The following is a 16,303-nucleotide window of genomic DNA, read 5'->3' as shown; positions in this document are numbered from 1 at the left end:
GTCACGTTTAAGAGAGGCACGAACACAGCGATTGTCTGAATCGCTGATCCGTGATCTTCCAACAATATGAAATACTTAGCTGCCCTACTGCTCGCCCTCCCCACCCTTGCCTTTGCACAATGCGGTCCCGACGCGGCATGCGAAATCAACGGTGGCACCTACCACATGATTGACGGAGGAAACGGCACCGACCCAGCGCCAGTTCTCGTGTTTTTTCATGGACATAACGCCATCGGTCAGATGATTTTTCGCGGCGGCATCAAGTCCGAATTCGCCGACGCAGGCTACGTCGTTATCGCCCCGAATGGCCAACAAATCCCCGGCAGAGAAACCCGCTTCTGGCCCGGCCGCGATGGCAGCGCACGCGACGACGTATCCTTTGTCATGGACGTCGTCGAAGACGCCAAAACCAAGGCAAACATCGACCCGAACCGCATCTATGTTGCAGGCTTTTCCGCAGGTGGATCAATGGCTTGGCTCATGGCTTGCAAAGACGCCGACGCCTTTGCCGCCTACGTCTCAATTGCTGGAGCCTTGCGCGAGCCCAACGACACCACAGACTGCCCAACCGCCCCCGTCCGCTTCCTCCAAATCCACGGTTTCGCCGACAACCAAGTCCCGTTCGAAGGCCGTGCCATCCGCGACTGGCACCAGGGCAGCCTGTGGGACAGCCTCGCCCTCGCCCGCGCCGCCAACCAATGTCGCACACACCCCGACACCATCGACATCGGCGATCAATTCCGCTGCCGCGACTGGAACGCAAGCTGTTCAAATGGCGCCATAAAATTCTGCGAACACGATGGCGGCCACGGCATGCCCCGCGGCTGGACGACCCTCGCCAAAGAGTGGTTCGAAGCCTCCTAAGCCGTCGCCCGCATCTGCCGGACCATCGACACGGAATAGATCACCAGCGCCGCCCAGATCATCGGAAACGCGATCATCCGCGCCTGCCCAAAGGGCTCCTTGAACACAATCACCGCGCAAAGAAAAATCATCGTTGGCGCAATGTATTGCAGGATCGCGATGGTGGTCAGCCGCAACCCCTTGGCCCCATTCGCGTATAAAATCAACGGGATAGCCGTCACCGCACCGCAGCCCAACAGCAACCAATCGGTACCGGTATCGCCCACCAGAAACTGCCCCTGCCCCGTACTTGCCAACCAACCAACGTAGCCAAGCGCCGGGATCAACAGGATCAGCACCTCAAGCAGGAACCCTTGGTTCGGCCCGATCGGCAGCTGTTTCTTTGCCAACGCATAGAGCCCCCACGTCACGGTCAGTCCCAGCGCAGCCCACGGCACCACACCAGCGGAGACGGTCAGAACCACCACGGCACAGGCCGCCAAACCGATGGCCACCAGCTGCGCACCGGTCAACCGCTCGCGCAGCAAAACCGCGCCCAAAGCCACTGAAAACAAGGGGTTGATGTAGTAGCCAAGCGCCGCATCCAACGCATGGCCACTCATGATGGCCCAGACGTAGATACCCCAGTTCAAGGTGATCAGCGCGGCGGTGACGCATCCCATTGCCAACATGCGCGGGTTGCGCAACGCGGCCATCAGATCGCCCGTGCGCCGCAATATGATCAGCAGCACCGCTGCAATGGGCACGGACCATATGATCCGATGCGCGACCACCTCTGCCGGACCCAGATGATCCAGCAGCTTCATGTAGAGCGGTAGAAAACCCCAAAGAAAATAGGCGGAAACGGCAAAGCCGAGCCCTTGGTGCGTGTCACCGGACGGTTGTGTCATGGGGGTGGTCCTTTCCGGTCCACCCCTAGCATCGCTTCAAACCCGCGTCACGCCTTCACGCGCTCGGATTTCGCGTCATACATCGGCTTCAAGGACGCCTCTGCGACAACACGTGTGCCTGCCACGTCGATCTCAAAAGTGGACTCGAGAACCTCCGCCGCCGTCTCGCCCTTGCACGGCACATAGCCCAAGCCCATAGCAGCACCCAGATGGTGACCATACGCACCGGAACTGAGATAGCCGACAATGTCACCGTTCCGCACGATGGGTTCGTTGTGATAGAGCAGTGGCTCGGGGTCCGTCAGCTTGAATTGCAGCAGCCGGTTCTCCAGTCCCTCGTCCCGTTTACGCAGCACCGCATCACGCCCGATGAAGGACGGCTTGTCCTTCTTCACGGCAAAGCCAAGACCAGCCTCCAGCACGTGATCTTCGCAGGTGATGTCGTGCCCGAAATGGCGGAAGCCCTTTTCGATCCGGCATGTGTCCATCATGTGCATCCCGCAGAGCGACATGCCCAGATCCTGTCCGGCCTCGTACAACGTTTCGAACACGTGGCCCGCCATGTCGGAGGAGACGTACACCTCCCACCCAAGCTCGCCCACATAGGTCACACGGTGCACACGGGCGAGGCCCATGCCGATCTCGATATCTTGTGCTGTACCAAACGGATTTACCTCGTTCGAGAAGTCCGCTGGGCTGACCATTTGCAAGAGTTTACGAGCGTTTGGCCCCATCACGGCCAGCACGCCCTCGCCTGCTGTCACGTCGGTGATGACAACGTTGAAATCACCGACATGGCGCTGCATCCAGGTCTGGTCGGCAAGGCGCGTCGCCGCCGGGGTGACGACAAGGTACGCCGTCTCTGACAGGCGGGTGACGGTCACATCCGCCTCGATCCCGCCTGTGTTGTTCAGGAACTGGGTGTAGACGATCTTGCCCACCGGCACCGTATAGTTGCCGCCGCCCACATAGTTCATGAACGCCTCGGCATCGCGCCCTTCGACCCGGATCTTGCCGAAGGAGGACATGTCGTACATGCCCACATTCTCGCGGATGGCCTTGTGTTCGTCAGCCACGTTGCCAAAGAAGTTCTGGCGCTTCCACGAGTATTCATAGGCCGGTTCCTGACCGTTCCGCGCGATCCAGTTGGCACGTTCCCAGCCTGCGAATTCGCCCATCACTGCTCCATGTTGGATCAGGTGATTGTGGAACGGGCTACGGCGCACACCGCGGGCCGTCGCCTTTTGTTTGAATGGGAAGTGGTCAGCGTAGAGCAGGCCCAGCGTCTCGGTCGAGCGCTCGGCGAGGTAGGTCTTGTTGCCCTGGAACGGCTGCATCCGGCTGATGTCCACGTCGCCCAGATCGAAGGGTTTGTCGCCATCTTCCATCCATTGGGCCAGAGCCATACCGGCGCCGCCAGCCGACTGGATGCCAATTGAGTTGAAGCCGCACGCGACCCAGACATTGTCCATCTCGGGCGCGAGGCCGAGGTGGTAGGCATCATCTGGAGTGAAGCTCTCGGGTCCGTTGAAGAAGGTGTGGATGCCCGCCTCGGCCAGCATGGGCATCCGGTTCACCGCCGCTTCGAGGATGGGTTCGAAGTGATCGAAATCCTCGGGCAGTTGGTCGAATTCAAAGTCCTTGGGGATGCCGTTCAGCGCCCAGGGCTTCGCGTTCGGCTCGAACGCGCCCAGCAGCATTTTTCCTGCGTCTTCCTTGTAGTAGGCGCATTCATCAGGGATGCGCAGCACGGGCAATTGCTGCAGGTTTTGAATGGCCTCGGTCACGATATAGAAGTGTTCGCAGGCCTGCAGCGGCACGTTCACGCCCGCCATCTTGCCCACTTCACGGCCCCACATGCCTGCGCAGTTCACGATCATGTCGCAGGCGATATGGCCGTTGGTGCCATCCTCGCCCTGCCAATCCACACCGGTCACCTTGCGGCCGTCGCGCACGATTTTGGTGACGGCGACACGTTCCTGCACCTTGGCACCGCGCTGGCGGGCACCCTTGGCCAAGGCCAGTGCGATGTTGGCCGGATCGCCTTGTCCGTCGAGGGGCAGGTACACGCCGCCGGTCACATCCTCAATATTCAGGTGTTCGTACCGGGTCTTCACCTCGGACGGCGAAATCTCCTCGACCTCGACACCAAAGGCGCGGGCCATGCCAGCCTGACGGCGCAACTCTTCGAGGCGCTCTTCGGTCAGCGCGGCCGTGATCGACCCCACGCGCTTGAAGCCTGTGGCAACGCCGGTTTCCGCTTCCAGATCGCCGTAGAGTTCCTGGCTGTAACGCGCCAGCTTGGTCATGTTGGCCGTCGCGCGCAGCTGGGCAATCAGGCCGGCGGCGTGCCAGGTGGTGCCGCAGGTCAGCTGCTTGCGCTCCAGCAATACAACGTCTTTCCACCCCAGCTTGGTCAGGTGGTAGGCGACAGAACACCCGATGACACCGCCGCCAATGATGACGACGCGGGCGTGGGAGGGAAGGTCAGGCATGGCGTATCCTCAGATGATTGTATGGCCATCCGCGCGCAGGCGTTTGGCGATTTCGGCAATGTGGGCGGGGCTGACTTCACAACAGCCGCCGACGATGGTGGCGCCAGAGGCGACCCATTCCATGACGTGGTCGGCGTAAAGCTCAGGCGTGAAGTCGCGGCGCAAGGTCAGGCTGTCGACAGTCGGTTTGTCGTCAAGGAAGCCTTCAGTGATCTGTTCGAAGCCGTTGGCATAGGCGCCGATGGGCAGCTTGGTGCCCTTGAGCGCGTCCAGCGCGGGCTGGATCGCTTCGGGTGTAGAGCAGTTGATCAGAATGGCGCTGGCACCGCTGTCTTCGGCAATCGGGATGACATCGGCGACAGGCTCTCCCGAGCGCAGTTTTGAGCCCTCGGCATCATCCACGGTTATGGCCAGCCATATGGGCAAGTCCGTCGGTACGCTGGCTGCCAGCACATCGCGCGCATGATCGAGCGATGCGACGGTTTCGCACATCAAGAGATCGCAGGCGGGTGCAAGAAGCTGCGCCACTTCGGCAAAAAGCGCTACCGCCTCTTCTGACGGTGGGTGTAAGTCCGGTCGGTAGCTGGCGCGCAACGGTCCGATGGCTCCGGCAATTTGGCCGGACCCATGTTCACGCCGCGCGGTGCGCGCTTCGTAAAGCGCGCTTTGGTGGAGGGCGGAAAACGCACCCTCGACCGGTGTGCCCGTCAGGCGGTCGTGGTGGATCGCGTAACTGTTGGTCGTAGCAATCGTGGCACCGGCGGCAAAGAAATCCTTGTGCACGGCCGTGACCATGCCGGGGTGGTCCAGCATGATCTGTGTCGACCACAGCGGCGTGGGTTTGTCACCGGCGCGGTGCACCAGTTCCTGCCCCATACCACCGTCAAGAAGTGTGATCTCTGCCATTGCTCTTTCTCGAAAGGCACCGGAAACCGACACGGTTTCCGGTCCGTTTTCTGGGTCAGAAAACGACTACGCGCGCAGCCGTTCGTTCTCCGGATCCCACAGGGGCTGATCGGGTTGCACGGTCGCGGGATAGCGCTTGCCGAACATCTCGACCTCAAGCGTTGTACCGGGCGACGAGAGATCGGTCTGCACGACACCCAACGCGACAGAGGCGTTGATGCGGTGGCCCCATGCGCCCGAGGTCGTCTCGCCCACGACCTTGTCTCCGCTCCAGATCGTCGACATATAAGGCGCGTCCTGCTCGCCTGCGTCCACCAGCATCGTGACGAACCGCTTCTTCGATCCCTGCTGCTTTTCGTTCTGCAACGCGGCCTTGCCTGGGAAGTCCTGCGGCTTGTCGAGCTTCACGAAGCGGTCGAGGCCACCTTCGAACATGGTGTAGTCGGTCGACAGGTCGCCTTTCCAAGTGCGGTAACCCTTCTCTACCCGCATGGAGTTCAGCGCATACATACCGAACGGCGTGGCACCGGCATCGCGGATTGCGTCATAGACCTTGGCCGCCTGATCGGTCGGTGCGTGGACTTCCCAGCCCAGCTCGCCCACGAAGGACACACGGGCCATGACGACGGGCACACCGGCGACGGTCGCAGACTGGTGTGTCAGCCAGCCAAGCGACAGGTCCGCGTCCGAGATACCGGCGAACAGATCGCGCGACTTGGGCCCGGTCACCAGCATGGTGGTGACGTCTTTGGACAGGTCCTTGACCTCGACCCCCTCAGGCGCGCGGAAGGCCAGCAACTCGAAGTCGTGCCACTGTGCAACGGCAGCTGTCATGATGGTGAAGTCATCCTCGCCGTGACGGATCACCGACACTTCGGTCAGGATGCGACCACGGCTGTCGGCGAAGTAGGACAGGTTCATCCGCCCCGCCTTGGGCAGCGCGCCTGTGATCTGGGTGCGCAGGAATTCCGCGGCACCTTCGCCTTTCAGCGAGTACCGCGAGAAGCCGCACATATCGATGACGCCGACGCCATCACGGACGGCCTCAACCTCTTCCTTGATCCGGATCTCCCACGGACCCGAGCGGTTCCAGGTCTGCGTCGCTTCTTCGGAGATGTCATCGCCGTCCTTCGCAAACCAGTTGGCACGCTCCCAGCCGTTATACGCCCCCATCTGCGCGCCATCGGCCTTGAGCCGCGCGTCGTTGGGCGACAGTTTCTTGTCCCGCCCTGCAGGCCATTCGTGATGCGGGAAGTGCATCGCGTATTCGTGGCCGTAGGTCTCGAGCGCTTTCTTGAGGCTGTAGTCGTGGTCGGCATAGTCGGTGTAGCGGCGCGGATCGACGGCCCACATGTCCCACTCAGTCTCACCATGCATGATCCATTCCGACAGCACCTTGCCTGCGCCACCGCCTTGCGCGATGCCGAAGGTGAAGGAATGCGCTTCGAACGCATTTTTGACGCCGGGCATCGGCCCGATCATCGGCAACCCGTCGGGTGCGTATGGAATGGGGCCGTTGATGTTGCGGCCCACGCCTGCGGTGCCGAGGGCAGGCACACGCTCCATCGCGTCCTCGATGTAGAACTCGAGCCGTTCCAGATCGTCGGGGTAGAGTTGGAAGCTGAAGTCTTCGGGCATCGGATCATCGGGCGTGACCCAGTGCGCTTTGCAGTTCCGCTCGTACGGGCCGAGGTTCAGGCCGTTCTTGTCCTGACGCAGGTAATAGCTGATGTCCACGTCGCGGATCATCGGCATCTTGTGGCCCTTTTCCTTAGTCCACTCGGCCAGCTCGGGGATTTCTTCCGTCAGGAAATACTGGTGCGACATGACCACCATGGGCACGGTGCGCCCGCCGAATGGCTTGAACATCTCGCCCACGCGCTGCGCGTAGTAGCCTGCACAGTTGGCGACGTATTCGGCGCGGATGTCGCCCTTTTCCGTCTTCACGATCCACTCATCGCCGTCCCGGTCGATGCCGATGACAGGACAGAAGCGTTCGATGCGGCCACCGGCGTCGCGTGCCCCCTTGGCCATCGCTTGGGTCAGCTGAGCGGGATCGATGTCGCCATCCAGCGGATCCCACAGACCACCGGCCAGATCGTGGGTTTCCATGAACGGGTTGAATTCCTTCAGCTCCGCAGGTGTGCACATCTGCATCTCAAGGCCCTGATAGCGGCCCATGCCTGCGACCCGCTCGAACTCCTGCATCCGCTCTTTGGAATGTGCCAAACGGATCGCACCGGTGACGTGGTAGTTCATCGGGTAGTCAACATCGTCGGCCAGGGTCCGGTACATCTCCAGCCCGTAGCGCTGCATGTTCATCACCGCCCAGGAGGACGAGAAGTTGGGGCAGTTGCCGGCCGCGTGCCAGGTGGAGCCTGCCGTCAATTCGTTCTTTTCCAGAAGCACGCAGTCTGTCCAGCCCGCCTTCGCCAGATGGTAGAGTGCCGAAGTGCCCACCGCACCGCCGCCGATGATGACCACGCGGGCCGTTGTTGGAAAATCGCTCATATTTCAGTGCTCCCTTTGCGGAACGTCATCCGCGATGTCGTAATAGTCGCCCTTGTCGGCGGTGAAGATATGGGCGCGCAGGCGCAGCCCGGAGGGGCCGTCAATCGACCCCATGGAAAAACTCATCCATTCCTCGGAATGGTCCTTCCAGAACAGGAAAGACCCGCATGTGGGACAAAAACCCCGCTTGGCCGTGTCGCTGGCCGCGAACCAGCGCACTTCGCCCTCGATCACGATATTGCCGTCTGGCGCATAGGAGGAAGCCCACGTGTGCCCGGACTGCTTGCGGCATTGGTTGCAATGGCAATTGGCCGGTTGCCCGATCTCGCCCGTGACCGTGTAACGAACGGCACCGCACAGACAGCTGCCCTGCATCTCAGGCCCTCCCCGGTGTGGAGGACGCACCAAGCAGCACGCCGTAGATGACGAAGCACACGGCCATGACACGGCGCACCCAGACATTGAACACCGCGCCAAGAGCGGCGCGGCCGATCCCAGCCCCAAGGGCCGTGTAGCCCGAATAGCTGAGCGCGGTGATTGTCAGCGCGGTTGGCACGATCAGCCACATCTGGTCCCAAACAGGCACGTCCGGCTGCACAAATTGCGAAAAGGCGGCGAGATAACCAGCAACGCTTTTCGGATTGATCGTGGCGATGGCAAAGGCACGCAGATAGATTGATTGCACCGACGGCGCCGTCACCTTCGGGAGTGTCCGCGCCATGAGCCAACCGCGCACGCCCAGATAGATCAGGAAACCAGCGCCGATCAGCTGGGCTGCAAAGAACAAGGTTGGCGAGGCCGCGATCAGAGCCGTCACACCAGCCGCCGACAGCAGCAGAAACAGCGTGGCTTGTGTCAGGATGGCCAGGATGCCGGGAACCGAGCGGCGAAATCCAAAGGTCATGCCGTTGGTGATGCAGTTAACAGCGTTGGGTCCGGGGGTGGTGACAAAGACCACCCAGAACAGAGCGAATATGATCCACCCCTCAACCGACATCAGTAGACCGGAGGCGCAATGGCCCAGATCGCGACCGCAGGCGCGTCATAAGGGTTTTTCCAGCGAAATGGCTCGCCCCGGATGCGGAAGCTGTCCCCCGGCGCGATGGCAAAAGTCTGCCCTGCAATCTCCAACTCCAAACGGCCGGAGATCAGGTAGCCAACCTCTTGCGTTGGCCGTGTGACCGCTTCGGTGATCTCGCTGTGTGGTTCAAAGGTAGAATGCACCATCTCGAAATCGTCGGTCAGGTCGGGGGACAAGAGTTCTTCGACCAGCCCAGCCGTACGCGACCCGATGGGACGGCGCGCACCGCTGCGTACGACGTACCCCTCTTCCCGCGCGGGCGCCGCACCCCGGCGGAAAAGTGTGGATACGGCAATGTCCAGCTTGACCGCTATATGGCGCAGATCGGTGATGGACGGCTCGGACAGATCACGCTCAACCTGACTGACCCACCCCACGGAGCGACCCAGGGCATCCGCCATATCCTGCAGCGTCAGCCCACGCGCCTTGCGCAGTGCGCGCAGGTCGGCCCCCAGGCTGTGAGCAATATTCGGATCGGATTGCAGCATATACGTGAAATTCCCTGTCTGAATTTCACGTAAGGGAAAGCAAAATGAAAAATCAAGCTAGATTTTCACGTGCGCGCAAAAACCCTCTCAAGAATCACTTCCAACGCCTCTGCATCGCCTTGGGAAAAGGCATTTGGCTGATCACTGTCGATGTCAAAGACGGCAATCAGGTCGCCCGCAGCATTTCGAACCGGCAGCACAAGTTCGGACCGCGTGGAACTGGCGCAGGCAATGTGGCCAGGAAAGGCATCAACATCCGGCACAAGCTGCACCTCACCCGTACGCGCCGCAGCACCACAGACGCCGCGCGAAAACGGGATCTGAAGGCATCCGTGGCCACCCTGATACGGGCCGATCTTCAACATTTCGGGGCCGGTCACGCGATAGAACCCGGTCCAGTCGAACCGGTCGTCGCTGTGATGCACCTCGCAAGTCACGGTCGCCATCAGGGCGACGGGGTCATCTTCGCCTTCGGTCAGGCTTTGGATTGTTTTGGCAAGCGTGTCGTAGTCTGGCACCGTTCGTTCCTTAAGCATCCGTCTGGACTGGGGCTCTGCCCCAGACCCCGTCGTATTTCTGGTCAGAAGAAGCCCTAGGGCCGCTCAATCGCGATGGCGGTTCCTTCGCCGCCGCCGATGCAGATCGCGGCAATGCCCCGTTTGAGGTTTCGTTTCTCAAGAGCGTTCAGCAGCGTGACCAGGATGCGCGCGCCCGATGCGCCGATTGGATGGCCCAGCGCGCAGGCCCCGCCGTTGACGTTCACCACGTCATGGCTCAGTCCCATTTCCCGCATGAAGGCGAGGGGCACAACAGCAAAGGCTTCGTTCACCTCCCACAGATCCACATCGTCTTTGGTCCAGCCGATGCGGTCGAGCAGCTTTTGTGAAGCCGGGACCGGTGCCGTGGTGAAGAGACCCGGCGCCTGTGCGTGGCTGGCGTGGCCCAGGATGCGCGCACGCACCGTCAGGTCCTGTTCCTCCGCCGCCTCTTCCGAGGCAAGAACCAAGGCCGCCGCGCCGTCCGAGATTGAGGAGGAATTGGCGGCTGTCACCGTGCCACCTTCGCGGAAGGCTGGTTTTAGATGCGGGATCTTGTCAGGACGCGCCGTGCCGGGCTGTTCGTCTGCGCGGACCGTGACACTGCCCTTGCGCGTCTTGACCTCAACTGCCGTCACTTCACCGTCAAAAGCGCCGGTTTTAATCGCCGACTGTGCCCGGCTCAGCGATGTCAACGCGAACGCGTCCTGCGCGTCGCGCGTGAACTGATATGTCTCGGCGCAATCCTCGGCAAAGGTGCCCATCAGGCGGCCTTTGTCATAGGCATCCTCCAGACCATCAAGAAACATGTGATCGACAACCTGACCGTGACCGAGGCGGGCACCATCCCGCATCTTTGGCAGCATGTAGGGCGCGTTTGTCATGCTCTCCATCCCGCCAACAATCATGGTGTCGGCGTGACCAAGTGCGATCTGATCAAAGGCCATCATCGCCGCCTTCATCCCCGATCCGCACATCTTGTTGAGGGTGGTGGCAGGCACATCCTCGCCCAGACCGGCGGCAAAGCCAGCCTGCCGCGCGGGCGCCTGGCCCTGACCGGCGGGCAAGACACAGCCCATCAGAACTTCGTCAACGGTGGATGCGCCAGCACCATCCAAAGCGGCCTTGATCGCGATCCCGCCCAAAGCGGACGCGGACATATCGGACAAAGCGCCCTGAAATCCGCCCATAGGCGTCCGGGCCGCTCCGGCAATCACGACTGGTTTCATGGCTTTCTCCCGTCAGGTGGTGGCAACCGAATAGTAAGGATTGGCTCCTAGACAGACAATGTAACCAGAGAATTGCAAGAGGGCGCGCATGGATCTTCGCAGCCGATCAGAGGACAGCCTGCAAGTGGTGTCGGTACATGACAGCCGCATCGACGCGGCTGTCGCAATTGAATTCAAGGAGGCGATGCGCAGCGCCACAGACAACGGCAACGACACCGTCGTGCTGGATCTGAGCGAGGTGCAGTTCATCGACTCAAGTGGCCTTGGCGCCATCGTCGCCGCGATGAAACAGATGGGTCAGTCGCGCAAACTGGCGCTTGCCGGGCTGACGCCTACGGTGGAAAAAGTCTTTCGCCTGACGCGGATGGACAGCGTCTTTCCAGTGTTTCCCACGCTTGATGGCGCCCTGACCGAGTTGAAATCCTGAGTGTGTCGCCCCAGATGAAGGCGCTTTCGATGACCCGTACGACATTCCTGCCAGCCTTTCACATCTCTGTTGTCAGCGGACGCTTCGCCGTGCGCCAAGCCCTGGCGCAGCTTCTTGACGGGTTGAAACCGCTGGCGCTGGATGTCGAAGAGGCAGGAACCGTCGAACTGGTCATGGCCGAAGCGCTAAACAACATCGTCGAACATGCCTATCCCGAAACAGACACCGCCGGTCACATCAACATCACCTGCGCACATCAATCAGACGGCTTGCATCTGACCGTCGTTGATTCGGGGCGTGCAATGCCGGACGGGCAAACTCCCATTGGAACGGCGGCTGACGTAGACGTCGACCTGTGCGATATGCCCGAGGGCGGCTTTGGCTGGTTCCTGATCAAGGATCTGGCGAAGGACGTGACCTACCAAAGGCAGGAGGCACAAAACCAGCTGCGCCTTCGCCTTGCTGTCGCCTTGAGCTAGTACTCCGCGGGTTGCACGCTGGTTCGAATTCCGCAAAAGCGACGCCGATCCACCACAATCCTGCCCGAATCCGGCGGCATACACGTACCTGTAGCTGCATTAGCTTCCCTCGGTGCTGCGTGTAATTGCCCCCACCCAGTACGCAGCACCGAGGATCTTCTACCCCAATTTAAAGTAGACACCGCTGGGTCGCAGCTTACCTTGCGCCGGACGAATAGATTTGGGGACCCATCATGCGCGACTTCCACCTGCCCGGCCGCTCACCAGTGCTTGCGACATCCGGCATGTGTGCCACATCACATCCCTTGGCTGCGCAAACCGCAATCGACATCCTGAAATCCGGCGGCAACGCCATGGACGCGGCAATTGCCGGTGCGGTCCTTCTGGGCATTTGCGAACCACAGATGACCGGGATCGGCGGAGACTGTTTTGTGCTGTGGTCAACGCCCGATGGCCAGATCCACGGCCTGAACGGATCCGGCCGCGCCCCCGCTGCACTTGATGCCGCAGAGCTGCGCGCCGTAGGCGAAGCAACAGTACCCACCTACAGCGCCCATGCGGTGACAATCCCCGGCGCCATTGACGCATTCTGCACCCTTTCGGACCGCGTCGGCAATCTGGGCATTGATCACCTTCTCGCACCAGCCATCCACTACGCGGAGGCTGGTGTACCCGTTGCACAGCGCGTAGCCTTTGATTGGGCGAATGACCAAGCCGTCCTGAAAGGGACCGCGCGGGATGCGTTTCTGGTGAATGGCACCGCGCCGACCACCGGCCAGATGTTCACAGCCCCCGGGCAAGCAGAGGTTTTGCGCCGCATCGCCAAAGAGGGACGCGATGGGTTCTACGCGGGCGAGGTGGCCGAGGACATGCTGGCGGCGCTGATCGCAGCCGGGGGCAAGCACACCGCCGAAGATTTCGCGGCCACCGCCTGCACCGACACCACGCCAATCCGCAGCAGCTACAACGACATCGACCTGGTCGAGCACCCGCCAAACGGCCACGGTGCAACAGCCAACCTGATGCTGAATATTCTCAAGCATTTCGACATCGCAGTCATGGACCCATGGGGCACCGAGCGTACGCATATCGAAGCCGAAGCGGCCAAGCTCGCCTACGACACGCGCAACCGCTTTTTGGCGGACGCAGACTACACCACCCGCCTCGACCATATGATGGCGCCTGAAACCGCGGCCAAGCTCGCGGCCTTGATCGACCCGAAGCAGGCCATGCCGAATGCCACCATGATCAGCGAACAGGTGCATAAGGACACGATCTACATCACCGTGGTGGACCGGGACGGTATGGCGGTGTCACTGATCTATTCCATCTTTCACGGCTTTGGCTCCGGCATCGCCACCGACAAGTTCGGCATCCTGTTCCAAAACCGCGGCGCGGGCTTCACGCTGGAAGAGGGGCACCCGAACGAACTCAAGGGCGGCAAGCGCCCCATGCATACGATCATTCCGGGGATGCTGGCCAAGGACGGCAAACCATTCATGCCGTTCGGGGTCATGGGCGGCGCCTACCAACCCAATGGGCATGCGCGGTTCGTGTCGAACCTCACCGATTTCGGGCTCGATCCGCAAAGCGCCATCGACGCTCCGCGCGCCTTCTCTGACGCGGGCGACATGAAGGTCGAGCGCGGGTACTCAGACCAGGTGCGCGCAGAATTGGCCGATATGGGTCACGCGGTCAGCATCCCCGACACGGCCATTGGCGGCGCTCAGGCGATCATGATCCGCGACGACGGCGTGCTGGAAGGTGCAAGCGACCCGCGCAAAGACGGCTGTGCGCTAGGATACTGACGACACTTGTAAGGCGGAGGTGTCCTCCGCCCCCGCGCGTCAATTCAACTGGAAATGCAGGGGATAGGCACCGTCCTCGAACGGGCCAAAAAGATCAGGGATGTCCGGATGATCCACAGGCTCTCCGGAATAGTCGGCAACCAGGTTCTGCTCCGACACATAGGCCACGTAGTAGCTTTGGTCGTTTTCAGCCAGCAGGTGGTAGAACGGCTGCGCCTTTTTCGGGCGGCTGTCTTCTGGGATGGCTTCGTACCATTCTTCGGTGTTGGCAAACTCGGGGTCGACATCAAAGATAACACCGCGAAATGGATGCTTCTTATGGCGGACCACCTGGCCCAGATGATATTTAGCGCGTGTTCTCAGCATAGCGTTGCGCCCCCTATCGCTCGTGACTACACGGTGCAAGGGACATTTGTCCAATAATTGAGCGCGAATTCGCTGGAAACAGTCTGTGAACCTTGCCTTAACAGTCCTGCAGATCGTGGCGCCCGTGTTCATGTTGGCGGGGATTGGCTTTACGTGGGTAAAGGCAGGGCTTGAGTACCGCATCCAGTTCGTCACCCAGCTTGCAATGACCCTGTCGCTGCCCTGTTTGATCTTTGTCTCACTGATGCAGACGGACATCGACCCCAGCGCACTGGCCGCGCTGTCGATGGCATCGGTTACAGCTTACGGCGCAGTGACCTTGGCGATCCTAGCGCTTGTCCGGTTGATCCGGCTCGACACGCGCACCTACGCGGCACCCCTGATCTTCGGCAATACGGGCAACCTCGGCCTGCCCCTAGCGCTGTTTGCATTCGGAGACATTGGCCTCAGCTACGCGATCATCGTTTTCGCAATCATGGCACTATGGTCCTATACCTTCGGCATCTGGCTGGTGGCCGGCGCAGGCTCCTTCGGCAAGGTTTTGCGCGAGCCGCTGGTTTGGGGAACAGTACTGGGTGCGCTGTTTCTGTGGCAAGGCTGGGAAACGCCCATCTTCCTGACCAACGCGCTGGACCTCGTGGGACAGATGGCAATCCCGATGATGCTGATCACCCTTGGCGTTGCCGTGGCGCGGCTGTCGGCCAAGGGTCTGATGCAAGCCGCAGCGCTTTCTGCCATAAAACTTGGGCTTTGTACCGGGATTGCCTGGGTGGTTGGGCAGTATTTCACCCTTGATCCAACCGCATTTGGTGTGCTGGTTCTGCAGGTCGCCACACCCGTCGCCGTCACATCCTACCTGCTGGCCGAGAAGTATGGTGCCCAATCGGACAAGGTTGCCGGGCTTGTGGTCGCGTCAACTCTCATGTCGGTCGCCGCCCTGCCCCTGATCCTCGCCCTTGTTCTGTGACAAAACGTGATTTCCACGCGGCTAAAATTCCGGTAAACTGCCAAAAAACATAAAAAGCGAGTGAGGCAGATGAGCAGACTCTTTCGCGCTTTGGCATTGGTTCTTTTGGCTGCCAGCTGTGGTGGCGGGTCGGGCACGGCCCCCAACCGGCTGGACAACGCCTGTTCCATTGTCAGCGAGCGCCCGGAATATCTTCGCGCCTTTCGGGCGGTTGAGCGCAAGTACGGCGTGCCTGTGCATGTCCAAATGGCGACGATCTACCAGGAAAGCAAATTCATCTCGGACGCGCGTCCGCCCTACCGCTATGCGGCAGGCGTCATCCCGACTGGGCGCATCTCAAGCGCATTTGGCTACAGCCAAGCGCTGGATGGCACATGGGATGAATATCTCGACCAGACCGGCCAGCGCCGCGCGCGGCGGGACAGCATCCGCGACGCGACGGACTTTATGGGCTGGTACATGGCGGAAACCAATCGTCGGCTTGGCATCCCGCTCACCGACACCCGCAACCAGTACTTGGCCTATCACGAAGGGCGCACGGGCTATTCCCGCGGGTCCTACCGGAACAAAGCGTGGCTGATGCGCGTCGCTGGTGAGGTCGATGAACGCTCGGCCATGTACGCCGCGCAACTGCGGTCCTGCTGATCAGTCTCTCGTCCGTCGCGGCGCATCGAACAGGCGGTTGGAAATATTGCCGCCTGTTTGCAACTCACCCAGAACAACCGTCGTCTGACCACCCCCACTGTCATTCACGACCCATTGGCGCAACTGCACCGGGTTGCCAGTGAACTTCATCTGGATATTGCCATATTCCGGATGCTCCGGATCCTGCGCCGTCACGATGGTGGCAGTGCCGTCGAAGTCGTGGCCAACCACCATGTTCGCCTGAGCCAAGTTCACATTCCGTGCCAGGATCAGCGACAGCGGCGTGCGACGCAATGGATAGGTCTCTGGCGCCTGGTTCGATTTTGAATCGACGATGAAGACCGCGTTCGCACTCGCCACGAGCAGCGACTCGTTTGGCGGATTGTACTCAAACCGCATCCGACCCGGCCGCTTGATGTAGATGTTGCCGGTGTCCACGCTTCCGTCATCATTAATCTGTGTGAACGTACCCTGCGCCGTCTGCAGGTCATTCAGATAGCTCGAAATCGTATTCAGCGGCAGCTTGTCCGCCCACGCGGCCTGTGCCGTCATAACTGCAACGGCCACAGCCGCAATCCGGGTCCAAGGGGTCATACCGCTCACCTTCCATA

17 protein-coding genes are annotated in these 16,303 nt (G+C 60.9%); 6 read left to right on the top strand and 11 right to left on the bottom strand.

The genetic code is table 11. The features are described from left to right. Nucleotides 1-165 precede the first annotated feature (165 nt). Entirely contained in the window at nucleotides 166-864 is a 699-nt protein-coding gene (locus RA29_RS10025; protein WP_193743506.1) for an alpha/beta fold hydrolase, read from the top strand. On the opposite strand, the gene rarD is transcribed toward RA29_RS10025, so the two are convergent. From rarD to RA29_RS09980, 9 genes are all read right to left on the bottom strand, one after another. Beyond that, on the bottom strand, nucleotides 861-1,754 hold the full coding sequence (rarD, locus tag RA29_RS10020; protein WP_039685395.1) for an EamA family transporter RarD: 894 nt from the start codon (nucleotides 1,752-1,754) through the stop codon (nucleotides 861-863). The two genes, RA29_RS10025 and rarD, sit on opposite strands and share 4 nt — an antisense overlap. Before the next feature lie 47 nt (nucleotides 1,755-1,801). Next, nucleotides 1,802-4,249 (bottom strand): FAD-dependent oxidoreductase, encoded by a 2,448-nt coding sequence (locus RA29_RS10015; protein ID WP_039685393.1) that lies wholly within the window; start codon nucleotides 4,247-4,249, stop codon nucleotides 1,802-1,804. Between the two features lie 9 nt (nucleotides 4,250-4,258). Beyond that, nucleotides 4,259-5,155 carry a homocysteine S-methyltransferase family protein gene (locus RA29_RS10010; RefSeq protein ID WP_039685391.1) on the bottom strand — a complete coding sequence of 299 codons (897 nt, stop codon included), beginning with the start codon at nucleotides 5,153-5,155 and terminating at the stop codon, nucleotides 4,259-4,261. 66 nt (nucleotides 5,156-5,221) lie between these two features. Next, nucleotides 5,222-7,666 carry an FAD-dependent oxidoreductase gene (locus RA29_RS10005; protein ID WP_039685389.1) on the bottom strand — a complete coding sequence of 815 codons (2,445 nt, stop codon included), beginning with the start codon at nucleotides 7,664-7,666 and terminating at the stop codon, nucleotides 5,222-5,224. 3 nt (nucleotides 7,667-7,669) lie between these two features. Then, nucleotides 7,670-8,041 carry a GFA family protein gene (locus tag RA29_RS10000; protein WP_039685387.1) on the bottom strand — a complete coding sequence of 124 codons (372 nt, stop codon included), beginning with the start codon at nucleotides 8,039-8,041 and terminating at the stop codon, nucleotides 7,670-7,672. Nucleotide 8,042: 1 nt separating this feature from the next. Then, the gene (locus RA29_RS09995; RefSeq protein WP_039685385.1) at nucleotides 8,043-8,663 is read right to left on the bottom strand and encodes a LysE family translocator; all 621 of its coding nucleotides are present in this window, start codon (nucleotides 8,661-8,663) and stop codon (nucleotides 8,043-8,045) included. Then, nucleotides 8,663-9,235: a helix-turn-helix domain-containing protein gene (locus RA29_RS09990; protein WP_039685384.1), complete on the bottom strand. Its 573-nt coding sequence runs from the start codon at nucleotides 9,233-9,235 to the stop codon at nucleotides 8,663-8,665. The genes RA29_RS09995 and RA29_RS09990 overlap by 1 nt, the downstream gene beginning before the upstream one ends. A gap of 65 nt (nucleotides 9,236-9,300) precedes the next feature. After that, on the bottom strand, nucleotides 9,301-9,771 hold the full coding sequence (locus RA29_RS09985) for a GAF domain-containing protein (protein ID WP_039685382.1): 471 nt from the start codon (nucleotides 9,769-9,771) through the stop codon (nucleotides 9,301-9,303). Between the two features lie 56 nt (nucleotides 9,772-9,827). Continuing rightward, nucleotides 9,828-11,000: an acetyl-CoA C-acyltransferase gene (locus tag RA29_RS09980; RefSeq protein WP_039685379.1), complete on the bottom strand. Its 1,173-nt coding sequence runs from the start codon at nucleotides 10,998-11,000 to the stop codon at nucleotides 9,828-9,830. A gap of 88 nt (nucleotides 11,001-11,088) precedes the next feature. On the opposite strand from RA29_RS09980, the gene RA29_RS09975 reads away from it, so the two are divergent. The 3 genes from RA29_RS09975 (at nucleotide 11,089) to RA29_RS09965 (ending at nucleotide 13,714) form a co-directional block, all read left to right on the top strand. Further along, entirely contained in the window at nucleotides 11,089-11,427 is a 339-nt protein-coding gene (locus RA29_RS09975) for an STAS domain-containing protein (protein WP_039685377.1), read from the top strand. 29 nt (nucleotides 11,428-11,456) lie between these two features. Beyond that, nucleotides 11,457-11,906, top strand: coding sequence for an ATP-binding protein (locus RA29_RS09970; RefSeq protein ID WP_039685974.1), 450 nt, complete (start codon nucleotides 11,457-11,459; stop codon nucleotides 11,904-11,906). 233 nt (nucleotides 11,907-12,139) lie between these two features. Then, nucleotides 12,140-13,714: a gamma-glutamyltransferase family protein gene (locus RA29_RS09965; RefSeq protein ID WP_039685375.1), complete on the top strand. Its 1,575-nt coding sequence runs from the start codon at nucleotides 12,140-12,142 to the stop codon at nucleotides 13,712-13,714. A gap of 39 nt (nucleotides 13,715-13,753) precedes the next feature. Here RA29_RS09965 and hspQ read toward each other — a convergent pair whose 3' ends face one another. Continuing rightward, entirely contained in the window at nucleotides 13,754-14,080 is a 327-nt protein-coding gene (hspQ, locus tag RA29_RS09960) for a heat shock protein HspQ (protein ID WP_039685373.1), read from the bottom strand. A gap of 85 nt (nucleotides 14,081-14,165) precedes the next feature. Between hspQ and RA29_RS09955 the strand changes: the two genes are divergently transcribed. Continuing rightward, the gene (locus tag RA29_RS09955; RefSeq protein ID WP_039685371.1) at nucleotides 14,166-15,047 is read left to right on the top strand and encodes an AEC family transporter; all 882 of its coding nucleotides are present in this window, start codon (nucleotides 14,166-14,168) and stop codon (nucleotides 15,045-15,047) included. Nucleotides 15,048-15,116: 69 nt separating this feature from the next. Beyond that, entirely contained in the window at nucleotides 15,117-15,692 is a 576-nt protein-coding gene (locus RA29_RS09950; protein ID WP_039685368.1) for a lytic transglycosylase, read from the top strand. Here RA29_RS09950 and RA29_RS09945 read toward each other — a convergent pair whose 3' ends face one another. Continuing rightward, a complete protein-coding gene (locus tag RA29_RS09945; RefSeq protein ID WP_052249577.1) occupies nucleotides 15,693-16,286 on the bottom strand; it encodes an outer membrane lipoprotein carrier protein LolA in 594 nt (197 codons plus the stop codon). Nucleotides 16,287-16,303: the final 17 nt, after the last annotated feature.

This window comes from Tateyamaria sp. ANG-S1, assembly GCF_000814025.1.
In the GTDB taxonomy this organism is placed as follows: domain Bacteria; phylum Pseudomonadota; class Alphaproteobacteria; order Rhodobacterales; family Rhodobacteraceae; genus Tateyamaria.
Note: the sequence above shows the minus strand (reverse complement) of the source record. Positions and strands in the feature narration are given on the sequence as shown.

Coding starts and splice junctions, on each gene's coding strand:
- RA29_RS10025 (WP_193743506.1), top strand. CDS start 166: ATGATTGACGGAGGAAACGGCACCGACCCAGCGCCAGTTCTCGTGTTT.
- rarD (WP_039685395.1), bottom strand. CDS start 1,754: ATGACACAACCGTCCGGTGACACGCACCAAGGGCTCGGCTTTGCCGTT.
- RA29_RS10015 (WP_039685393.1), bottom strand. CDS start 4,249: ATGCCTGACCTTCCCTCCCACGCCCGCGTCGTCATCATTGGCGGCGGT.
- RA29_RS10010 (WP_039685391.1), bottom strand. CDS start 5,155: ATGGCAGAGATCACACTTCTTGACGGTGGTATGGGGCAGGAACTGGTG.
- RA29_RS10005 (WP_039685389.1), bottom strand. CDS start 7,666: ATGAGCGATTTTCCAACAACGGCCCGCGTGGTCATCATCGGCGGCGGT.
- RA29_RS10000 (WP_039685387.1), bottom strand. CDS start 8,041: ATGCAGGGCAGCTGTCTGTGCGGTGCCGTTCGTTACACGGTCACGGGC.
- RA29_RS09995 (WP_039685385.1), bottom strand. CDS start 8,663: ATGTCGGTTGAGGGGTGGATCATATTCGCTCTGTTCTGGGTGGTCTTT.
- RA29_RS09990 (WP_039685384.1), bottom strand. CDS start 9,235: ATGCTGCAATCCGATCCGAATATTGCTCACAGCCTGGGGGCCGACCTG.
- RA29_RS09985 (WP_039685382.1), bottom strand. CDS start 9,771: ATGCTTAAGGAACGAACGGTGCCAGACTACGACACGCTTGCCAAAACA.
- RA29_RS09980 (WP_039685379.1), bottom strand. CDS start 11,000: ATGAAACCAGTCGTGATTGCCGGAGCGGCCCGGACGCCTATGGGCGGA.
- RA29_RS09975 (WP_039685377.1), top strand. CDS start 11,089: ATGGATCTTCGCAGCCGATCAGAGGACAGCCTGCAAGTGGTGTCGGTA.
- RA29_RS09970 (WP_039685974.1), top strand. CDS start 11,457: ATGACCCGTACGACATTCCTGCCAGCCTTTCACATCTCTGTTGTCAGC.
- RA29_RS09965 (WP_039685375.1), top strand. CDS start 12,140: ATGCGCGACTTCCACCTGCCCGGCCGCTCACCAGTGCTTGCGACATCC.
- hspQ (WP_039685373.1), bottom strand. CDS start 14,080: ATGCTGAGAACACGCGCTAAATATCATCTGGGCCAGGTGGTCCGCCAT.
- RA29_RS09950 (WP_039685368.1), top strand. CDS start 15,117: ATGAGCAGACTCTTTCGCGCTTTGGCATTGGTTCTTTTGGCTGCCAGC.
- RA29_RS09945 (WP_052249577.1), bottom strand. CDS start 16,286: ATGACCCCTTGGACCCGGATTGCGGCTGTGGCCGTTGCAGTTATGACG.